Annotated in this window: 15 protein-coding genes; 11 read left to right on the top strand and 4 right to left on the bottom strand. The window is 43.4% G+C overall.

The annotated features are described in order from the left end of the window. Positions 1 to 36: 36 nt before the first annotated feature. From HII16_RS03635 to HII16_RS03610, 6 genes are all read left to right on the top strand, one after another. Entirely contained in the window at positions 37 to 3,198 is a 3,162-nt protein-coding gene (locus HII16_RS03635; RefSeq protein ID WP_169127564.1) for an error-prone DNA polymerase, read from the top strand. Between the two features lie 53 nt (positions 3,199 to 3,251). Continuing rightward, positions 3,252 to 3,653: a hypothetical protein gene (locus tag HII16_RS03630; RefSeq protein ID WP_169127562.1), complete on the top strand. Its 402-nt coding sequence runs from the start codon at positions 3,252 to 3,254 to the stop codon at positions 3,651 to 3,653. 27 nt (positions 3,654 to 3,680) lie between these two features. Continuing rightward, positions 3,681 to 3,965, top strand: a complete 285-nt coding sequence (locus HII16_RS03625) for a DUF1294 domain-containing protein (RefSeq protein WP_211183387.1) — start codon at positions 3,681 to 3,683, stop codon at positions 3,963 to 3,965. 106 nt (positions 3,966 to 4,071) lie between these two features. Further along, positions 4,072 to 5,685 (top strand): Na/Pi symporter, encoded by a 1,614-nt coding sequence (locus tag HII16_RS03620; protein ID WP_348981387.1) that lies wholly within the window; start codon positions 4,072 to 4,074, stop codon positions 5,683 to 5,685. Between the two features lie 195 nt (positions 5,686 to 5,880). Further along, positions 5,881 to 6,354 (top strand): low molecular weight protein-tyrosine-phosphatase, encoded by a 474-nt coding sequence (locus HII16_RS03615; RefSeq protein ID WP_169127558.1) that lies wholly within the window; start codon positions 5,881 to 5,883, stop codon positions 6,352 to 6,354. A gap of 13 nt (positions 6,355 to 6,367) precedes the next feature. Beyond that, positions 6,368 to 6,601 (top strand): hypothetical protein, encoded by a 234-nt coding sequence (locus tag HII16_RS03610; protein ID WP_169127556.1) that lies wholly within the window; start codon positions 6,368 to 6,370, stop codon positions 6,599 to 6,601. 46 nt (positions 6,602 to 6,647) lie between these two features. Here the strand turns inward: HII16_RS03610 and ccoG are convergent, their stop codons facing one another. Continuing rightward, positions 6,648 to 8,048, bottom strand: coding sequence for a cytochrome c oxidase accessory protein CcoG (gene ccoG / locus HII16_RS03605; RefSeq protein WP_169127554.1), 1,401 nt, complete (start codon positions 8,046 to 8,048; stop codon positions 6,648 to 6,650). 211 nt (positions 8,049 to 8,259) lie between these two features. Between ccoG and HII16_RS03600 the strand changes: the two genes are divergently transcribed. Continuing rightward, positions 8,260 to 9,672, top strand: a complete 1,413-nt coding sequence (locus tag HII16_RS03600) for a PLP-dependent aminotransferase family protein (RefSeq protein ID WP_169127552.1) — start codon at positions 8,260 to 8,262, stop codon at positions 9,670 to 9,672. Between the two features lie 76 nt (positions 9,673 to 9,748). Here the strand turns inward: HII16_RS03600 and HII16_RS03595 are convergent, their stop codons facing one another. Continuing rightward, positions 9,749 to 10,795 carry a 3-deoxy-7-phosphoheptulonate synthase gene (locus tag HII16_RS03595; protein ID WP_135440217.1) on the bottom strand — a complete coding sequence of 349 codons (1,047 nt, stop codon included), beginning with the start codon at positions 10,793 to 10,795 and terminating at the stop codon, positions 9,749 to 9,751. Positions 10,796 to 10,929: 134 nt separating this feature from the next. Continuing rightward, complete coding sequence (locus HII16_RS03590; protein ID WP_169127550.1) at positions 10,930 to 11,739, bottom strand: pyruvate, water dikinase regulatory protein; 810 nt, start codon at positions 11,737 to 11,739, stop codon at positions 10,930 to 10,932. Positions 11,740 to 11,893: 154 nt separating this feature from the next. Between HII16_RS03590 and ppsA the strand changes: the two genes are divergently transcribed. The 3 genes from ppsA to HII16_RS16835 all read left to right on the top strand — a co-directional run bounded on the left by ppsA (position 11,894) and on the right by HII16_RS16835 (position 18,060). Continuing rightward, positions 11,894 to 14,269, top strand: coding sequence for a phosphoenolpyruvate synthase (gene ppsA, locus HII16_RS03585; RefSeq protein WP_169127548.1), 2,376 nt, complete (start codon positions 11,894 to 11,896; stop codon positions 14,267 to 14,269). 200 nt (positions 14,270 to 14,469) lie between these two features. Next, positions 14,470 to 17,520: an FAD-binding and (Fe-S)-binding domain-containing protein gene (locus tag HII16_RS03580; RefSeq protein WP_169127546.1), complete on the top strand. Its 3,051-nt coding sequence runs from the start codon at positions 14,470 to 14,472 to the stop codon at positions 17,518 to 17,520. A 39-nt stretch (positions 17,521 to 17,559) separates the two neighbouring features. Further along, positions 17,560 to 18,060: a GNAT family N-acetyltransferase gene (locus HII16_RS16835; RefSeq protein ID WP_169127544.1), complete on the top strand. Its 501-nt coding sequence runs from the start codon at positions 17,560 to 17,562 to the stop codon at positions 18,058 to 18,060. A 66-nt stretch (positions 18,061 to 18,126) separates the two neighbouring features. On the opposite strand, the gene HII16_RS03570 is transcribed toward HII16_RS16835, so the two are convergent. Further along, positions 18,127 to 19,170 (bottom strand): Glu/Leu/Phe/Val dehydrogenase, encoded by a 1,044-nt coding sequence (locus HII16_RS03570; protein ID WP_169127542.1) that lies wholly within the window; start codon positions 19,168 to 19,170, stop codon positions 18,127 to 18,129. A 251-nt stretch (positions 19,171 to 19,421) separates the two neighbouring features. On the opposite strand from HII16_RS03570, the gene HII16_RS03565 reads away from it, so the two are divergent. Further along, positions 19,422 to 19,844, top strand: coding sequence for a DUF4826 family protein (locus HII16_RS03565; RefSeq protein WP_169127540.1), 423 nt, complete (start codon positions 19,422 to 19,424; stop codon positions 19,842 to 19,844). Positions 19,845 to 19,881: the final 37 nt, after the last annotated feature.

Genomic DNA, 19,881 nt, shown 5'->3' with positions numbered 1-19,881 from the left:
GTCATAAACTCATTCAAACCTATCAGGAGAGGCTAAGTGGCTTACGCTGAGCTTTATTGTCAAAGCAATTTTTCCTTTCTCAAAGGCGCATCTCACCCTGAAGAGTTGGTTAATCAGGCGGAGTTTCTTGGTTATCGTTCGTTGGCGATTACCGATGAATGTTCGGTTGCTGGTGTTGTTCGAGCCTTTAGTGAAATAAAAGCCAACAGCTTATCGGTAGAGTTGATTGTTGGCAGTTTATTTCAATATCAAGGCTTAAAACTGATTCTACTGTGCCCTGAACGCCGCGGTTACGCTGAGCTGTGCCGTATTATCAGTAATGCCAGACGACGCAGTGAAAAGGGCAGTTATCAATTGTCAGATTGGGATCTGATGTCCATAAAGCATTGTTTGTTGATTTGGCTACCACAAGGGCAAGGTGTTGTCAGTGGCAACTTTGACAAGAATGACAGCGAATGGGGGCGATGGTTGTATAAATATCACCGTTCTCGCTTATGGTTAGGCTATACCCGTTATTTGGCTGCCGATGACAGCAGTTACCGTCATTACTGTCAAACATTGGCGGCAGATCTGGCTATACCCATCACCGCCTGCGGTGGTGCGTTAATGCACGTCTCCTCACGTTTGCGCCTGCAGCATACTTTAACGGCAATTGAACACGGCAAAGCGGTTAACCAACTTGGTCGTGATTTGTTGGTGAATGCCGAACGCTGCCTGCGTCCAATCAAAAAGTTGGCCAAGCTGTTTCCCCTAGAATGGTTGGCGGAGTCAGAGCATATCGCCCGCCGCTGTCAATTTGATTTGGCCAGTCTTCGTTATGAATACCCTCAAGAGTTGGTGCCCAAAGGCAAATCGGCGATTAACTACCTTAAGGAGCTGGTTGTTGTTGGCAGTAAAAAACGCTTTAAGGAAGGGGTGCCCAAAACCATACAACAAACCATAGATAAAGAGTTGAGGTTGATAGAAGAGTTAGATTATGCCTATTACTTTTTAACCATCTTTGATGTGGTGCAGTTTGCTCAGCAACAAAAAATTCTTTATCAAGGCCGCGGCTCTGCGGCCAATTCTATTGTCTGTTATTGCCTTGAAATCACCTCGGTTGATCCTCGACAAATATCGGTATTATTTGAGCGTTTTATTTCCAAGGAGCGTAACGAGCCACCAGATATTGATGTTGATTTTGAACACCAGCGCCGTGAGGAAGTGATCCAGTACATTTATAACAAGTACGGTCGAGAGCGTACCGCCATCGCTGCAACGGTGATAAGTTACCGCCTGAAAAGTGCGATTCGAGAGGTGGGTAAGGCATTAGGCATTAATGTGACGCAATTAGAGTTTTTTATTAAGAACATTAATCGTCGGGATAAGTCGTTGCCTTGGCAAGCGCAAATTGTTGAACTTGGATTGGAGCCGGGCTCACGACAAGGGCAGAATTTCATTGCTTTGGTGCAGGAGATTCTCGGCTTTCCGCGTCATTTGTCGCAACACGTCGGCGGTTTTGTGATCTCTCGAGGACCCTTATATGAACTTGTGCCGGTAGAGAACGCGGCGATGCAGGATCGAACGGTTATTCAATGGGACAAAGACGATCTAGAATCTCTTGGTTTATTAAAAGTCGATGTACTGGCGTTGGGGATGCTCAGCGCTATTCGTAAGTGCTTTGCCATGATCAGCAAGCATTATCAGCGCCATTTATCCATTGCCGATATCACTCGTATGCCAGATGATGCACAGGTGTATAACATGATCCAACGTGCCGATACTGTTGGCGTCTTTCAAATTGAATCACGCGCGCAAATGAGTATGCTGCCAAGGTTAAAGCCAAACAGCTACTATGACTTGGTTATTCAAATCGCCATTGTTCGTCCAGGGCCTATTCAAGGGGATATGGTGCACCCATTTTTAAAGCGCCGCAATGGCGAGGAGCGCATTGAGTATCCTTCTGATGCTGTAAAAGAGGTGCTGCAACGCACATTAGGCGTCCCTATTTTTCAAGAGCAGGTGATTAAACTGGCGATGGTTGCTGCTGGCTTTAGCGGTGGTGAAGCCGACCAATTGCGACGAGCGATGGCAAGCTGGAAGAAAAATGGCAAATTAATGCAGTTTAAGGAGAAGCTGATCAATGGCATGCAACAGCGTGGCTATAAAACGGACTTTGCAGAGCGTATTTTTGAACAAATTTGTGGCTTTGGTGAGTATGGGTTCCCGGAAAGCCATTCTGCGTCATTTGCAGTGCTGGCTTATGTCTCGGCATGGTTAAAGTATCATTACCCGCACGCCTTTTATGCGTCAATTTTAAACAGCTTACCGATGGGGTTTTACAGTGCCTCACAGTTAGTTCAGGATGCCAAACGCCATGGCATAACGGTGTTGCCTGTGTGTGTGAATCAGTCAGAATACGAACATGTTTTGCTACCCGATCAACAAAACTGCCAACCAAACGAACAACAAGATGAACAACGCAACAAGCCACAAAACAAACCACATAATCTGGCCATACGACTGGGATTTCGCTTGGTGAAAGGTTTATCAAAGCAAGCGGCGATGACTTTACTTGCTGAGCGCCCTGAGCATGGTTATCAGCATATGCAGCAAATCAGAGCGTTAGCGATTAACCAAAAAGACTTACAACAGTTGGCCAGCAGTGATGCGTTTAAATCTATTGCTGGTGATCGTTATCAAAGCCGTTGGTTAATGATGGATAAGGATAGCGACTTACCACTATTTGCTGCCGCGCAGGTTGCTGACACGCCGTCGCCGGAGTTCCTGATTAGTCCGTCTGAGTTTGATACGTTAAATGAAGATTATCAGGCACTAGGGCTGACCTTAAATAAGCATCCTATTACTTTGTTAGCACAATCAGGGTTGCTTGGTGATTTTACCCGTATGCAAGATCTGGCTAGCAAAAATCATAAGTCGTTTGTCACTGTGGTGGGCTTAGTCACGGGCAAACAATCTCCAGGAACCGCAGGCGGTGTGACCTTTGTGACTTTGGAAGATGACAGCGGTAATATCAATGTGGTTGTTTGGGCAGCAACGGCTCGAGCTCAGAAAAAAGCCTACATGCGTGGTAAAATATTAAAGGTTAAGGGCATATTAGAGCGCGAGGGTGATGTGGTGCATGTCATCGCGGGTAAGCTTATTGATCTTAGCGACTGCTTATTGGAGCTGGACAGTAAATCTCGAGATTTTCATTAGCCAAGGCGTCGAGAGCAGACAAAGCGAAGAGAACATAAAGCAAAGAGAGTAAAGTGACAAGTCAGCATAATCGAAACAAAAAACATCGTCCTTACCAGGTAAAAAAAACCGGTATTAAAGACGAATATATCGATAAGCAAATCATTGTGCTGCATGCTGCGATGGCGCATAAACTATTGTCTGAACCGCAATTACTTGAACAGGTACAGCAGACTTTGGAGCAGCGTCGTGAAACAGGGCGTATAGGCTATGGTGCGTACATTACATGGGTCAGCATTTTGGAGATGTATCATCAACCCGATGTGTTTATCAAAGAGATGACTCGTGATGATGCCAAAATGCGCCGTATGCGTCGCAAGACACCGTTTGTTGGTATTCTAAATGAACAAGAAAGACAGCAGGCCATTAATGCTGGCGCGATAGGTACCATTGATGACATTTCAGTGTTATTTTAATAGCAACCTAACGATTAAGTTAACATATTGAATACTCGCATTATTATTAGTTATTTTTTAATCATCTCCTTGGTTACTTTCTTGGTTTATTGGCATGACAAATATAAAGCCAAAACGGGTAAGTGGCGCACCAATGAAGCCTCGCTGCATTTGTTGGCGTTACTAGGAGGTTGGCCTGGGGCAATGTTGGCAAGACAGTTGTTTCGACACAAAACTCAAAAACAACCTTTCGTTGTGATCTTTTATATCACCATAGTGTTAAATGTTAGCGCGATAGGCTTATTTATCTTTAGACATTACATAGATTTTTGATTAACCAAAATCGTCACTTAGTATTTTTTTACTAAATGGCTCATGCCCTGTATTTTGGCGATGAACAAACTATTCTAATACTAACTAAGCTCATAAAAGTGTTACCATTATTGATAACTTTACCTTAATTAACGCTATCGGTGGTCTTGGCATATTTTTACTTGGCATGATCATTATGACCAATGCCTTGCAGCAACTTGCCGGCAGTGCTTTGCGAACCGCGTTAATTCGTTTTACCAAAAGCCCAACAAGTGGTGCTATCACCGGCGCTATAAGCACCGCTGTGCTGCAATCGTCTAGTGCGACGACCGTTGCCGCGGTGGGGTTTGTTGGTGCCGGTATCATTAGTTTTTCCGAAAGTTTAGGTATTATCTTTGGTGCCAATATTGGTACCACCATTACTGGGTGGATGGTGGCTTTGCTTGGCTTCAAGCTTAAACTTGGGACTGTGCTGTTACCGGTGATTTTTATCGGTGCGCTGATGAAACTGTTTGGTAAACGCCGCTTGGCCAGCGCTGGTTTGGTACTAGCCGGTTTTGGTTTGATCTTTGTTGGTATTGGGCAAATGCAGTTTGGTATGGCCGAGCTTGAGCAATATATTACGCCGCAACAATTTCCTGATGACGATCTGCTTGGCCGATTACAGCTTGTTGCCATAGGTATTGCCATAACGCTCGTCACCCAGTCATCGAGTGCCGGCGTTGCAACGGCAATCACTGCTCTTTATGCCGGAGCAATCAATTTTAACCAAGCCGCAGCTTTAGTTATTGGCATGGACGTAGGTACAACAATAACCGCCTTAATGGTCACCGTTGGCGGCTCGTTAGGTGCACGGCGCACGGGATATTCCCACGTCGTGTATAACTTGTGTACCGCCATTGGGGCGTTAATCTTACTGACACCATTTACCCAAGCCTATCAGTATTTTTTTCCCGGCCAATTACAAGCAAATGGTGAAATAGCATTAGTGGTATTTCATACTGTGTTTAACTGCCTTGGTGTGTTTATTGTATTGCCGTTTACCAAGCAATTTGCCTTAATGATGATGACTTTGGTGGGGGGCAAAGCACCTAGATATACCGACACTTTAGATAAATCTTTGGTGCGCCATCCAGATGTTGCATTGACCGCCACCAACGCCGCTTTGTTACCGCAATTGGTGGACTTACTTGATTATATAAAATACCTCTTTAACCCGGCAGACAAAGACGCAAAGGTTGAATTTAGTCAGTTAGAAATGGCGCTAGATCAAACCCATGAGTATTTGGATCTGATCCACCTTAACAAACAAGACAAGCGAAATTGGCCGACACTGGTATCGCTTATTCACTTGCTTGATCACATGCAAAGGTTGCACGATCGTTGTCTAGACAAAGACATCGTCAGCATCAATAGCAGCAAAGATAAAACCTTGATCAGCGTCGCCGCAGAAATTACTTATACCATTGATTTAGTGATTGATGCCATTGAGCTTAAAAACTTTACACAGGCCAATGTGTTGTTGCTAGCATGCAAAGAACATAATGTCGGCGTACTCGAGCAGTACCGTGATAACGTTATGAATCAAATTGCCAAAGGGGAAAAGGATGTGCCCCAGGGTAGCACGACATTAGAGTCGGTTAGAGACTTGTCGAGACTGCTCAATAATTTGCAAAGAGTGAGCTATTATTTGTTGCAAATACACGTGACCAAGCTGGCTGAAATAAAAGCCAAATCATAAATAGTCATTGCAGCCGATACTTGCCAAGACGAATAAGCAATTGATTTAATTCATGCTAGCATGTAATTGTAACGGTTGACGTTTTCTCACTTAAAACGATTACCAATGTAGGTTGGCGAGAGTTGGGATTAGATGTCACTATTAAGAGTCTAGTAGTAGTCTAGTTGTTCGGTTATTACATTTTCAGGAGCGTCAATGAATCACAATGAAGTAAGTTCGGTATTGTTTGTCTGTATGGGCAATATATGTCGTTCACCCTCTGCAGAAGCTGTTTTTCGGCAAAAAGCCCGTGCTTATGGCTTTGATATAGAGATTGAATCAGCAGGCACCATAGCCAATCATGTTGGCGAGTACCCTGATCCTCGCTCACAAAAAGCCGGTCAAGCAAGGGGCTATGATTTTACAGGTATTCGAGCCCGCAAAGTCGTTGTTGATGACTTTCAACAATTCTCTCTGATCTTAGCCATGGATAACGATAACCTTCGTGGCTTGATGAAACTTGCTCCACAAGAGCATCAACATAAAGTAAAACTGTTTCTCGATTATGCTGACAATTATGAGCATCGAGAAGTTCCAGACCCATATTACGGTGGCAGCCGTGGCTTTGAATTGGTGCTTGATCTTATCGAAGACGCCAGCGATGGCCTACTCAATAAGATAATGCGATAACCAGGTCCTTGTCATGCGCCATATGATCAACTACGCCTTGCTCATTGCCCTGGTTATGGCGTTGTTAATGACAGTCTATGATGCGTATCTAAACCCTAATCAATTGTTTGTCAGTGAAGCAGGTATCGAATGGCAAATGATTTGGCAAACCTTTTTCAGTTGGTTTATGCCACTTGCGATCTCGCTTGCTGTCGGTGCCGCACTGGGCTACTGGCTGTTTAGGGTGATTAAAAAAGGCAGATCATAGTCTGCCTTTTCGCTGTTTAATAAATGAATTTATTAGCGGATGATAGCTATTTCCCATGAAAAACAGATTTACTGCTAATGGCGTGATTGTCGGAGCGTAAGACAAACTCAAACGGTACAAACTTTGCCTTATGATCGATAGGTGACAACACATTGACCAACACCGACGCCCTTGAGTCTGCATCAATTTCTATCGGTTTATTACTGACAAGCTCAAAGCCTTGCACACCTTTAAGTGATACCGTGAAGGTTTCTTTGAGTTGGGTTTTATTGATCAGTTTTAGCTCAAAGGTATTTTCGATTCGTTGCTCATCAACCACACGGTATAAGACATTACGATCTTTGATGATGTTCAACTCAAACATAGGTCGGTTTGCCATCCAGATGATAAAGAGTACCGAGAAGATGCCAATCAAACCGACATAGGCCAGTGAGTGAGAACGTTTGCCTTGAACTTTGCCATGATAACGAATCAAGCCTTTGGCATAGTTAAAGCGACTCATGACTTGGTCACAAGCATCAATGCACAAACCGCAACTTATACATTCATACTGAAAACCGTCTCTTATATCGATACCAACCGGACAAACTTGCACGCACAAATTACAATCGACGCAATCACCCAGAGAATTAGTTTGTTGCTTAATTTGAGACTGCTTGTGCACTTCATCATGAATTTGAACCTGAGCGCTAGGTTTAGATAGTTTACGCGGGCCTCTTGGTTCACCTCGACTGTTGTTGTAGGTTATTTGTTTGGTAGCTTCATTTACCATGGCAGATTGAAAACGAGAATAAGGGCACATATGTTCGCACATCTTCTCTTTGATCCAGCCAGCATTAATATAGGTACAGGCCATAAAGGTCAGGATCCAACCCCAATATAAACCTTCTAATTGGCCAGTGAATAACTCACTGTAAAGCTGTGAGACGGGCAAAAAGTAAGACATAAATGTGGTTGCTGTAAACAACGAAACAAGCAACCACAAGCCATGTTTGATGCCTTTGCGGATCACTTTAGCGGCACCAAACGGCAACTTATCAAGGCGTTTTTGCGCTTGAGCATTACCTTCGACTCGAAACTGCAACCAAAAGAACAACATACTCCAAATTGTTTGCGGGCATAAATAACCACACCAAATGCGCCCGTATCGGTTGGCAATATAAAACAACGCGAATGCAGCAATGATAAAGAGATAAACGAAAATCAGCAGATCGTGAGGGTACAAAATCCAAGCAAATAGGTGCAGTTTTTGCGCACCGACATCAAATAGAATCGCTTGTTGACCTTGGTATGGCACAAACGGTAGGCCGATAAAAATGATGGTTAATATGCTTGCCAAATAACGTCTTATTTTTTGAAACTTACCGGTTTGTTCCTTGATATATATTTTGTCATCAATGTTGGCGGTTTGGAAAATAACTTGGCTAGGTTGGGGGCCTCGACTCATAGCTGAACCTCTGTGTAATGGCGTGCAAATTATGGCGCTGTGTTGGGGCATATTTTATTTATTACGCATCGATGGTTACAGGTACAGATAATTGTATTACTATGGGTACAGATGGGTTTTTAATAAATGTAGAGAACCTTTAAGTGTGTGCTTGGCATATTTATGGAGTCGTATGTTTATTGGGTAGCGTGTTTATTGAATAGAGTATGTAATGGCAACCTTGTATCAACAATTGAGTCGTAAACTAACAGAGCAAATCGAATCTGGTTTGATTCAGCCCGGTGAAAAACTGCCGTCGATTAGAGCATTGATGGCAGAGCATCAGCTGGCTAAAAATACTGTGATTAGCGCACTCCATGATCTAGAGACCGCTGGGGTTATCGAGGCGAAAACGAAGATTGGCTATTTTGTTAAACAGCCAGAGCATGCTAATAACAATGTGCCTAAACAACATTTCCCAGAACTTAGCCGACAAAGTATCTCGTTGTCTGATGTATTTCATAAGGTAATGGCTAAAGAGGCGGCATTCGATATTTTACCGACTGATAAACACCATACGCCAAGTAACGCCATACTCTCACTAAACAAACATATTCGTCGAGCGTTTAGAGAAGATCTGCATTATCGCACCAGTCACTACGACACGCCCAAAGGCAATCAAACGCTACGTGAGCAAATCAGTTTAAGATACCGTTTACGTGGTGTAAGCATTAATGCCGATGACTTGTGTATCACCGCTGGTTGTCAACACGGTCTTATGTTGGCGCTAATGGCCGTGTGCCAAGCAGACGACACGGTTATTGTTGAAAGTCCTGCCTTTTATGGCGTATTGCAGCTGTTAGCGCAACTAAAACTCAATGTGATAGAAGTATCGACCAACCCTGTTACTGGATTAGACATAGCTCAATTACAACAAGCGTTGCAGACATGGCCAGTGAAAGCGTGTGTGGTCACGCCTAATTTTGCTACACCTACGGGCAGCTTGATGCCAGATCACCACAGGCAAGCATTGATCGAGCTTGCGAATAAGCACGATATTGCGGTAATTGAAGACGACATCTATGGCGAGTTGGCGTTTAATGACTCGGTCAGTGCATTAAAAGCGTTAGACAGCCAGCATCGGGTGATTTTGTCCTCGTCAGTTTCTAAAAGCCTTTCTCGGGATATACGTGTCGGTTGGATCGTGGCAGGGCGTTGGCAAAAACAAGTAGAGCAGTTAAAGCTGAGCAGTTTATTGGCTTGCAGTAGTTCCATTCAAGCTGGAGTTGCTGCATTTATGCAATCTGGTGATTACCGTAAACATATCAACATAACGTGCCTGCAGTTAGCGCAGCAAAAACGGCAGTTACTATCTTTGTTGGAGCAGTATTGGCCGAATGAAAGTCGTTATACCAATCCAGATGGCGGTATTTGTTTGTGGGTTGAGTTGGCTCAATCATTCAATACCCAAACCTTGTATCAACAATTACTCGCTGACGATATCGTGATCACCCCTGGGATGTTGTTCTCCCATAAAAACGACTATCAGCAATGCCTGCGCCTAAGCTTTCAGCATGCTTTTGATGACAAACGTAAAGTGGTTATTAAGCGCATAGGGGAGCATATTAACAAGCATATAATTTAATAACCGCCAGCCATTGACCATAAAAAAGCCTTGTCATCAGACAAGGCTTTTTCGGTATAAAGTCAGCGCGTCGCGTTTATTGCTTGGCGGCTTGTAATATATCGAGAATGGTTTCGCTTTGTTCTAGGTTGACACATGCATCGGTGATGCTTTGTCCATAAACAAGCTTGTCTTCTTCACCCTCGATGACTTTTTGGTTTCCAGCAACCAAAAAACTTTCAATCATTACACCAAAAATTTTATCAGATCCATTGCTGATTTGGGTCGCAATATCTTCGGCTACATTGATTTGACGATTATGATCTTTACTTGAATTACCGTGACTGCAATCGACCATTACACTGGCGGTAATGCCGGCGCTGGTTAATTGTTCACATGCCGCATCGATGTGCTGTTCACCATAATTTGGCTGTTTGCCACCACGCAATATAACGTGCGCATATGGATTGCCCGCGGTGCGGTAGATACACATTTGTCCGGTTTTATCAGGTGAATACAAAACATGTGGAACACTAGACGCTTTAATGGCGTCCATAGCGATTTTAACATTACCATCGGTACCGTTTTTAAAGCCAACAGGGCAAGACAATGCCGAGGCAAGTTCTCGGTGAACCTGTGATTCAGTCGTTCGAGCGCCAATGGCACCCCAACTGATCAGATCGGAAATATATTGACCGGTAACCATGTCTAAGAATTCAGTGGCAGTAGGCAATCCCATATCGTTGATTTGCATCAACAGGTTGCGAGCCAGGTGCAAGCCTTTCTCAACATTAAACGATTTATCTAAATCAGGATCTGAAATAAGGCCTTTCCAGCCAACCGTAGTGCGTGGTTTTTCAAAATAAACGCGCATAACGATATACATTTCATTAATGTATTTATCGTGTAACGTCTTAAGTTTGCGAGCGTAATCCAAGGCGGCTTCAGTGTCATGAATAGAACACGGGCCGATTATCACTAACAAACGTTTGTCTTTACCACTGATGATATCTTCAATGACAGAACGAGAGTTGATGATAAATTGCGCATTTTCATCAGACAAAGGAATATCGCGAGCCAATTGCGCTGGTGAGATCAAGTGATCGATCAGCGAGGTGCGAAACTCATCGGTTTTAATTGTCATGTAAATTCTTGAGCTTACAAAAAATAAAGGCGCTAACTATATCAAAAACGGCTCTCTTTGGAACCGTTTTGCTTATATAAATAACGACTATTAAAGGATTAATTACACTATTGTAGTATGTAATAACGTCGTTACTAGTATTTGTAGCGTTGTAAACCCGCTTCAGAGATGATTTTCGCCGAGATCTCTTCTACCGAAAAACTGGTGGTATTGATGTAAGGAATGCGTTCCTTCTTATATAGCTTTTCAACTTCGCGAACCTCCATGCGACACTGGCGCGACGAAGAATATTTTGAGTTCGCCATGCGACCGTCTCTGATCTCCCGCAATCGCAGCGGTTCTATGGTTAAACCAAATAATTTTTTCTTATGTTTTTTTAGAAACTCAGGCAGAGCTACGTCGTCCATATCATCGTCGGTAAATGGGTAGTTTGCGGCTTTAATGCCATATTGCAACGCAAGGTACAACGAGGTTGGGGTTTTGCCTGAACGAGATACTCCGACTAGAATTACATCAGCGTGTTCGTAATCTGTTACTTTGCTGCCGTCGTCATTTGCTAAGGCAAAATTCACGGCATCGATTCGATAATCGTAGCTATTTTCGTGGATAGAATGGGTACGGTGTGATTTAGGTTTTGCGGTAATTCCCAGTTCTTGTTCAACAGGGTTTACAAAATGCTCGAGAAAGTTATAGATAACGGCATCGCTAGAGTCAATAATCTCACGGGTTTCGGGCGTGACAAAGGTGTGAAAAACGAACGGTTTTTCGCCGCTGCGTTTGGCGGTCAAATTGATCTGTTTTTTGACCTCTTCGGCTTTATCCACGGTCTCTACAAAGGGAATGGTGACATGCTCAAATTCCATAGGGAACAATGAAAGTAGGGCGTGTCCAAAGACTTCAGAAGTGATTGCGGTACCGTCGGAAATGTAAAAAGCTGTGCGCATTTGGTAACTCTTGTGAAATGTCATCTAAAAACTTACATGTTGGGTTTTAGTTTATCTTGTTAATGTGTAAAATGTCGATGAATTTTAAGGGCGGCTGAAAATATAAGTCAGCCCCCATTATTACAATAAGCTTAATTCTTGTTAGGAGAACGACGTGCAAGAAAATGTACTTTGGTACCAAGACCTGGGTATGGGCGATGTGGACCGCGTTGGCGGTAAAAACGCATCATTAGGTGAAATGATTTCAAACCTGGCTAACGTCGGGGTTCAAGTACCAGGTGGTTTCGCTACCACTTCCTTTGCATTTAATCACTTTCTTGAGCAATCAGGTATCAATGAAAAAATCTATGCTGAATTAGATAATTTAGACGTTGATGACATCAGTGCTCTAACCAAGTGTGGCGCGAAAATTCGTCAATGGATTATCGATACGCCGTTTCTTCCTGAAATGCAAAAAGATATCGAAAATGCTTACGCGCAACTAGCCGGTGAGTTTAGCGCAGAAGCGTCATTCGCAGTACGCTCGTCTGCAACCGCCGAAGATATGCCTGACGCGTCATTTGCCGGTCAGCAGGAAACTTTCTTAAATGTACGTGGCTTAGATGCGGTGATGACAGCCATCAAACATGTCTTTGCCTCTTTATTTAACGACCGTGCGATCTCTTATCGTGTGCATTCTGGTTACGACCATCGCGGTGTTGCTTTATCTGCTGGTATTCAACGCATGGTTCGTTCAGATATCGCTTCAAGTGGTGTTATGTTCAGTATTGATACCGAATCTGGCTTTGAAGATGTGGTGTTTATTACCTCTAGCTTTGGTTTGGGTGAAATGGTTGTACAAGGTGCGGTTAACCCGGACGAGTTCTACGTACACAAACAAACTCTAGCTGCTGGTCGTCCTGCGGTATTGCGCCGTAATATCGGTTCAAAAGCCATTAAGATGATTTACGCTGACACGCAAGAGCACGGCAAGCAAGTTGAAATCGTTGATATCGACGAAGCTGTATCTGATACCTTCTCGATTAATGATGCCGAGATTGAAGAGCTAGCAAAGCAAGCGGTAATCATTGAAAAGCATTACGGTCGTCCTATGGACATCGAATGGGCCAAAGATGGCCTAGACGGTAAGTTATACATTGTACAGGCGCGTCCTGAAACTGTTCGTAGCCGTGAAAGTGCTAACATAATTGAGCAATTCCAACTGCAAGACAAGTCTAAAGTTGTTTGTGAAGGACGTGCGATTGGTAACAAAATTGGTAAAGGTAAAGTAAAAGTACTGGGCTCAATTGATGAAATGGATAAGGTTCAAGAAGGCGATGTTCTGGTTACCGATATGACTGATCCTGATTGGGAACCTATCATGAAACGCGCATCAGCGATTGTCACTAACCGTGGCGGTCGTACTTGTCACGCGGCGATTATCGCCCGTGAAATGGGTATTCCAGCGGTTGTTGGTTGTGGTGATGCTACTGCTAAAATCAGTGACGGCAGTGATGTCACCGTATCGTGTGCGGAAGGCGATACCGGTTTTATCTATGAAGGTCAACTTGAGTACTCTGTGTCAACGTCTGAAATCGACAACATGCCAAGTATTCCAATGAAAGTCATGATGAACGTTGGTAACCCAGACCGAGCGTTTAGCTTTGCCCGACTACCTCATGCTGGTATCGGCTTAGCTCGTGTAGAATTTGTTATTAACAAAATGATCGGCGTGCACCCTAAAGCGTTATTGAATTTTGATAACGAATCAGCGGATTTGCAGCAAGAGATCAAAGAAATCATGGCAGGCTATGAGTCGCCGCGTGAATTCTACATCACAAAGCTTACCGAAGGTGTTTCAACCTTAGCAGCGGCGTTCGCTCCAGAGCGTGTTATCGTTCGTATGTCTGACTTTAAGTCTAATGAATACGCCAATTTAGTTGGTGGCGATATCTACGAGCCGGAAGAAGAAAACCCAATGATCGGCTACCGTGGTGCGTCTCGTTATATCTCTGAAGATTTCCGTGAATGTTTCGCGATGGAATGTGAAGCCATTAAACGGGTTCGCAATGACATGGGCTTGACCAACGTTGAAATCATGATCCCATTTGTGCGTACTTTAGAAGAAGCTGAGCAAGTGATTGCGATTCTCGCTGAAAATGGTCTAGAGCGTGGCCAAGATGGATTGAAAGTTATCATGATGTGCGAGTTGCCATCTAACGCCATTTTAGCGGACCAGTTCCTCGAACATTTTGACGGTTTCTCCATTGGCTCAAATGATTTGACCCAGCTAACCCTAGGGCTTGACCGCGACTCTGGTTTGATTGCTCACTTATTCGATGAGCGCAACCCAGCCATCAAGGCATTACTTGAGATGGCCATTAACGCTTGTAAAGCACGCGGTAAATACGTTGGTATTTGTGGCCAAGGCCCATCTGACCATAAAGATTTTGCCCACTGGTTGGTAGAGCAAGGTATCGATTCGGTTTCTTTAAACCCTGATACTGTTCTTGATACTTGGTTGTATCTTGCCGAGCAAAACAGCAAATAGTTATCTGCTTAACGGCGAATAATGTGTAAAAGGGCCTTCGGGCCCTTTTTTAATGGTTAATATACGCCAATTATGAATTAATAGTCATCTGCTTATACAATTCGCTCAATGTCGCTAAATTACTGGATAAAGCCATTGTTTTTATAACAAATTTTTAGCATTATTAAGGCCTGCCGTAATAAATAGAATGAATCTAGGATATGTTGCCTCGTTTAGATAGCACAGATATAACCTTACCTTTGTATCAAGCCTACGCTAAAGCGTTAAAGAAAGCCGGTTTTAAAGGTGATATTGAAACCAGTTATTCGTCACGATTAGCGGTGGCGACCGATAACAGTGTCTATCAACAAGTCCCGCAAGCGGTGATCCACCCAAAAACCGTGGAAGATGTCAAAATCATCAATGCGGTGGCAACAAGCGATAAGTTTCATGAGATAAAATTCAGTGCACGTGGTGGTGGTACGGGCACAAATGGCCAGTCATTGACACCGGGTATCGTTGTTGACATGTCGCGCCATATGAAGCAAATCCTAGAAGTAAATACCGAACAGCATTGGGTCAAGGTTCAAGCTGGTGTGGTTAAAGATCAGCTGAACGAATTTCTTAAACCTTTGGGGTTTTTCTTTTCTCCAGACTTGTCGACCAGTAACAGAGCAACCATTGGCGGTATGGTCAATACCGACGCATCAGGCCAGGGATCACTGCTTTATGGCAAAACCTCTGATCATGTATTGTCATTACGTTGCGTGCTCGCCAACGGCGATGAGATGCATACCGAAAGTAAGTCTCGTGAAGAAGTTGAGGCGATAATTGCCCGCCAAGACAGTGAATCTAAGCTATATCAAACCGCATTTTCAGCGTGTTTTGATAATCGTGAAAAAATCTTGGCAAAATTTCCTCGCTTGAATCGTTTCTTAACGGGCTATGATCTTGAAAATGTGTTTAACGAAGATTTATCTAGGTTTGATATTGGTCGTTTGATCACCGGCTCCGAAGGCTCGTTGGCTATGGTCACCGAGGCCAAGTTAAATATTACCCCCATTCCCAAAATCCGCGCCTTGCTGAACATCAAATACGACAGTTTTGAGTCGGCGTTGCGTCATGCGCCTGACTTGGTTAAAGCCAACGCGCTATCGGTGGAAACCGTTGACAGTCGGGTGCTTAATCTCGCTAAATCGGATGTGGTTTGGTATTCGGTTTCAGATTTGATCACCGATGTTGCAGGCAAGGTTATGGATGGCCTGAACATAGTTGAATTTGCCGGCGACAGTGAGCAGGAAGTTGTTGAACTGATAGAGCAATTACAATTGCGCCTAAATGACAATATTGAACAGCAACAACAAGGTGTTATTGGCTATCAAGTAACCTACGATCTAGCCTCTATTAATCGTTTGTATGGTATGCGCAAAAAGGCAGTTGGTTTGCTTGGCAATACCGAAGGCAAAGCCAAACCTATCGCATTTGCCGAAGATACTGCGGTACCACCGGAAAACTTAGCTGACTTTATACTTGAGTTCAGGCAACTACTTGACAGCTACCAGTTAGATTACGGCATGTTTGGCCACATCGATGCCGGTGTATTGCACGTTCGACCTGCGTTAGACATGTGCGATCCGCAACAAGAGCAAACCATGCGAGAAATCTCCGATCAGGTAGTCGCATTGACGGTCAAATATGGTGGCTTAATGTGGGGTGAGCATGGCAAAGGCTATCGCAGTGAGTATGGACCTGAATTCTTTGGTGATGAATTGTTTATGCAATTACGTCGCATCAAAAGCGCGTTTGACCCGTTAAACAAGATGAATCCCGGTAAAATTTGTACGCCGTTAGACTCAACAGAGCAATTGGTCAGTGTCGATGGTGTGAAACGTGGATTTTATGATAGACAAATACCCGTTCGAGTTCGAGAGTCACTGCCATCAGTTACCAACTGTAATGGCAATGGCCTGTGCTTTAATTTTGATCCGAAATCGCCAATGTGCCCATCGAGCAAAATCACCGGTGATAGACGACATTCTCCTAAAGGTCGCGCCGGATTAATGCGTGAATGGTTACGATTGCTGGCAGATAAAGGCGCTGATTTTAATGATCTAAGCCGTCAAGCAAAAGGCTTTAGCATCAAATCATTGGCGTTAAAAACAGTCAATAGTGTTAAGGGCAAGGTGGGGCAATACGACTTTTCCAACGAAGTGATGGAGGCGATGAGTGGTTGTCTCGCTTGTAAAGCGTGTGCCAGTCAATGTCCGGTTAAAGTTGATGTGCCAGAGTTTAAAGCCAGATTCAGTGAAGTTTATTATTCACGTTATTTGCGCCCTTTAAAAGATCACTTTGTCAGTAACATCGAATCTATGGCACCGAAGATGGCTATGTTGCCAACGTTGGTAAATCTAACCGTCGATAATAAGCTGTTTTCAATATTCTCCAAACAGGTTCTAGGCTATGTTGATACGCCTTTGCTGTCGGTTCCGAATTTGAAAAACAACATTAAAAGTCATGACTATCGTAAATTTGATCTTGCTGGCTTTGCCAAATTAACCGATGAGGAACGTGAAAAACTGGTTGTAGTGGTGCAAGACCCATTCACCAGTTTTTATGATGCTGAAGTGGTTAGTGACTTTATGGCTCTTATTAAAGGGCTGGGCTTTGATCCAGTGTTATTACCGTTTATGCCAAATGGTAAGCCGCAACACGTGAAAGGCTTTTTAGAGAAATTTGCTAAAACCGCAAAAACCAGCAGCGATTTACTGAATCAGATTGCTCAACTTGATATTACCATGGTCGGCTCAGATGCCTCATTAGTGTTATGTTATCGCGATGAGTACAAGCAAATCCTGGCGGATGAACGGGGGGATTTTGAGGTGCTGTTGGCACACGAGTGGCTCACTCAGATCATTGCCGATATGGACCAGCCGGAACAGAAATATCTACCTATTTATCAATTGTTTAGCCATTGTACTGAGAAAACTGCTTTACCTGCGAGTGAGCAACATTGGCAGACCATTTTTGAATTCTTTGGTTTAAAACTGCAACCTATGGCGGTCGGCTGTTGTGGAATGGCAGGCACTTATGGACATGAAGCGAGTCATTACGATAACTCGAAAGCCTTGTATAAATTAAGTTGGCAACAACCGGTTGCCTCAGGTGACACCAATTACCAACTCGCCACAGGCTTTTCTTGTCGTTCACAAGTAAAGCGTTTTGGCCAAAAACGACTACGACACCCAGTTCAAGCGTTGCTTAGCCACATTTAATATTAGATAACAGTAATTATGATTATTTGCCACAATGCCGTGAAAATTATAGAGCCCAACCTGCAATGCCAGCAGGCTTATCAGCATTATATTGAGCGTTTAGGTGATGAAGAGCGCTACCCATTTGTGCTCGATTATGACTCAACTGACTTTGCTCAATACATTGCGTTAATGCAAGACTTAAAAGACGGTAAGGTAACGGGTAAAGTTGCCAGCTCAACATTTTGGCTTATGCATGGTAAGCAGATCCTTGGGGTGAGTAACTTACGCCATTATCTCGATGACAGTATTCGCGAGGTTGGTGGCCATATTGGCCTTGGTATCAGCCCTGAATTACGTGGCCAAGGATTATCAAAACGATTACTGCAATTGACCCTAGACAAAGCAGAGCAACTCGGTATCAGCTGTGTTCACCTGCATTGTTATCAACACAATTTAGCATCAAATAATATGATCCGTGCCTGTCAGGGGCAACTTGACTCAGTCGTTGAAGATGCATCTGGCGCTGTCATTAACCGTTATTTGATCAAGGTAAATTAATTTTCGTTACAACAATAAAAAAGGTAAGCCATTGGCTTACCTTTTATGTCTTTTTGCATTTACTTTCTATTTATGACCGTTGGCGATGATCTCACGTGCCATTTTATCGGCAACCTGTCCCGTTGGTAAATCCAACTCGTCTGCCTTAGTAAACACCGTCATCAATGTATGATAAATATTTTCTACCAAACGTGTCGCTTCGTCGGCACAGTAAGGTTCTGGATAGATCTCTAAGGCAACGTTAATAATGCCGCCAGCGTTTATCACATAATCTGGTGCATACAAAATGCCTTTGTCTTTAACGATTTGATCGTGACGGTATTCGGCAAGCTGATTATTGGCACAACCGGCGATAATCACGGCTTTTAATTGAGCAATGGAATCATCGTTAATGCTTGAACCTAACGCACATGGTGAAAACACATCAACATCTTGGCTGTATATCTCGTCAAGACCAACGACGGTCGCGTTCAGTTCGCTAGCCGCTCTTTGTAATGTTTGTTCATTGATGTCGGTAACGATCAGGCTTGCACCGGCTGCATGAAGCTTTTCACACAAAGAGTAACCAACACTGCCTAAGCCTTGCACAGCGACACGAATGCCGTTTAAGTCATCTTTACCCAGTTTATGTTTAACCGCAGCTTTAATACCTAAGAAAGTACCAAGTGCGGTAAATGGACCAGGGTTACCACTTTTGCCTTCTAGACCAGAAACAAACTCTGTTTCGGTATTAACCATGGCCATGTCTGAGGTAGTGATATTAACATCTTCGGCAGTGATATAACGACCACCGACACGGTTTACCGCGCGACCAAACGCCTTAAATAAAGCGTCTGATTTAAGTTGTTTTGGGTTACCAATGATAACCGCTTTACCACCGCCAAGTCTTAAACCCGCCATAGCATTTTTATACGTCATACCTTTTGAAAGACGCAATACGTCTTTTAAGGCGTTCTCTTCGTTTTCATAATCCCAAAAACGACAACCGCCAGCCGCAGGGCCTAGGTTGGTATTGTGTACTGCAATGATGGCTTTCAATCCGGTTTGTTCATCAGAACAGTAAACAACCTGCTCGTGGTGATCAAAGTCGGTTAAGTTAAATAGAGCCACAATATTCTCCCGATGTTTGTTATTTGTGTGCTTAATATTGAAGACTGTTGTGCACAGATGAAAATAATGGGCAAACATAGCATTTTCGTGCGCAAGACTCTATCTTTTCTACCGTAATTAATGGCAATTTCAACGTCTATAATTGTTCAGATAAAATTACAGTGTAATTTTTCAGCATCTGTATCAATAATGCTTGTTTTTATGTTGCAATTCTGCGAAATTGAGCAAATTCAGATTCTCAGAGAAGTACTATGACAGAAACAAACCAACAACCGCCTATGAGCGAAGAGCAACGCTCTGCATGGGTTAGAGAACAATATCAAAAAGCAACCAAATACCTGGCACAAAAAGGTGTGGTAACCAATAGTGTTGCACCTGAATCAAGTCGTTATTTACCACCTGTGGTTGCGGTTTGGAAATTGCAAACCATTAACAATGAAAAAGTGTGGGTGATCAGTGGTGATGTTCCTTGCGATCATATAACCGCAGACGCCGAGAGCAGCGTACGTGACGTGTTGCGTAATTTCTCGATGAAGTGGCAAGTACAAGCGGAAAACATTCGTCATACAGCAAAAGACAAAAGTCATTTGGTATTTGCTTCATACTTGGTATCTAGAGCGGAAGGCTTATATCAATTATTTGAAAATGATCACTTCTGGAAAGAAGAACAATAATAGCCACTGCGATAATAAGCGCTTTTATCACTTTGAG

The organism is Thalassotalea sp. Y01, from assembly GCF_012932945.1.
Lineage (GTDB): Bacteria > Pseudomonadota > Gammaproteobacteria > Enterobacterales > Alteromonadaceae > Thalassotalea_A.
Note: the sequence above shows the minus strand (reverse complement) of the source record. Positions and strands in the feature narration are given on the sequence as shown.

Excerpts from the sequence above, each read along its gene's own strand:
- HII16_RS03600 (WP_169127552.1), top strand. The coding sequence starts at position 8,260 with ATGGCAACCTTGTATCAACAATTGAGTCGTAAACTAACAGAGCAAATC.
- ccoG (WP_169127554.1), bottom strand. The coding sequence starts at position 8,048 with ATGAGTCGAGGCCCCCAACCTAGCCAAGTTATTTTCCAAACCGCCAAC.
- HII16_RS03590 (WP_169127550.1), bottom strand. The coding sequence starts at position 11,739 with ATGCGCACAGCTTTTTACATTTCCGACGGTACCGCAATCACTTCTGAA.
- HII16_RS03565 (WP_169127540.1), top strand. The coding sequence starts at position 19,422 with ATGACAGAAACAAACCAACAACCGCCTATGAGCGAAGAGCAACGCTCT.
- HII16_RS03580 (WP_169127546.1), top strand. The coding sequence starts at position 14,470 with ATGTTGCCTCGTTTAGATAGCACAGATATAACCTTACCTTTGTATCAA.
- HII16_RS03595 (WP_135440217.1), bottom strand. The coding sequence starts at position 10,795 with ATGACAATTAAAACCGATGAGTTTCGCACCTCGCTGATCGATCACTTG.
- HII16_RS03615 (WP_169127558.1), top strand. The coding sequence starts at position 5,881 with ATGAATCACAATGAAGTAAGTTCGGTATTGTTTGTCTGTATGGGCAAT.
- HII16_RS03610 (WP_169127556.1), top strand. The coding sequence starts at position 6,368 with ATGCGCCATATGATCAACTACGCCTTGCTCATTGCCCTGGTTATGGCG.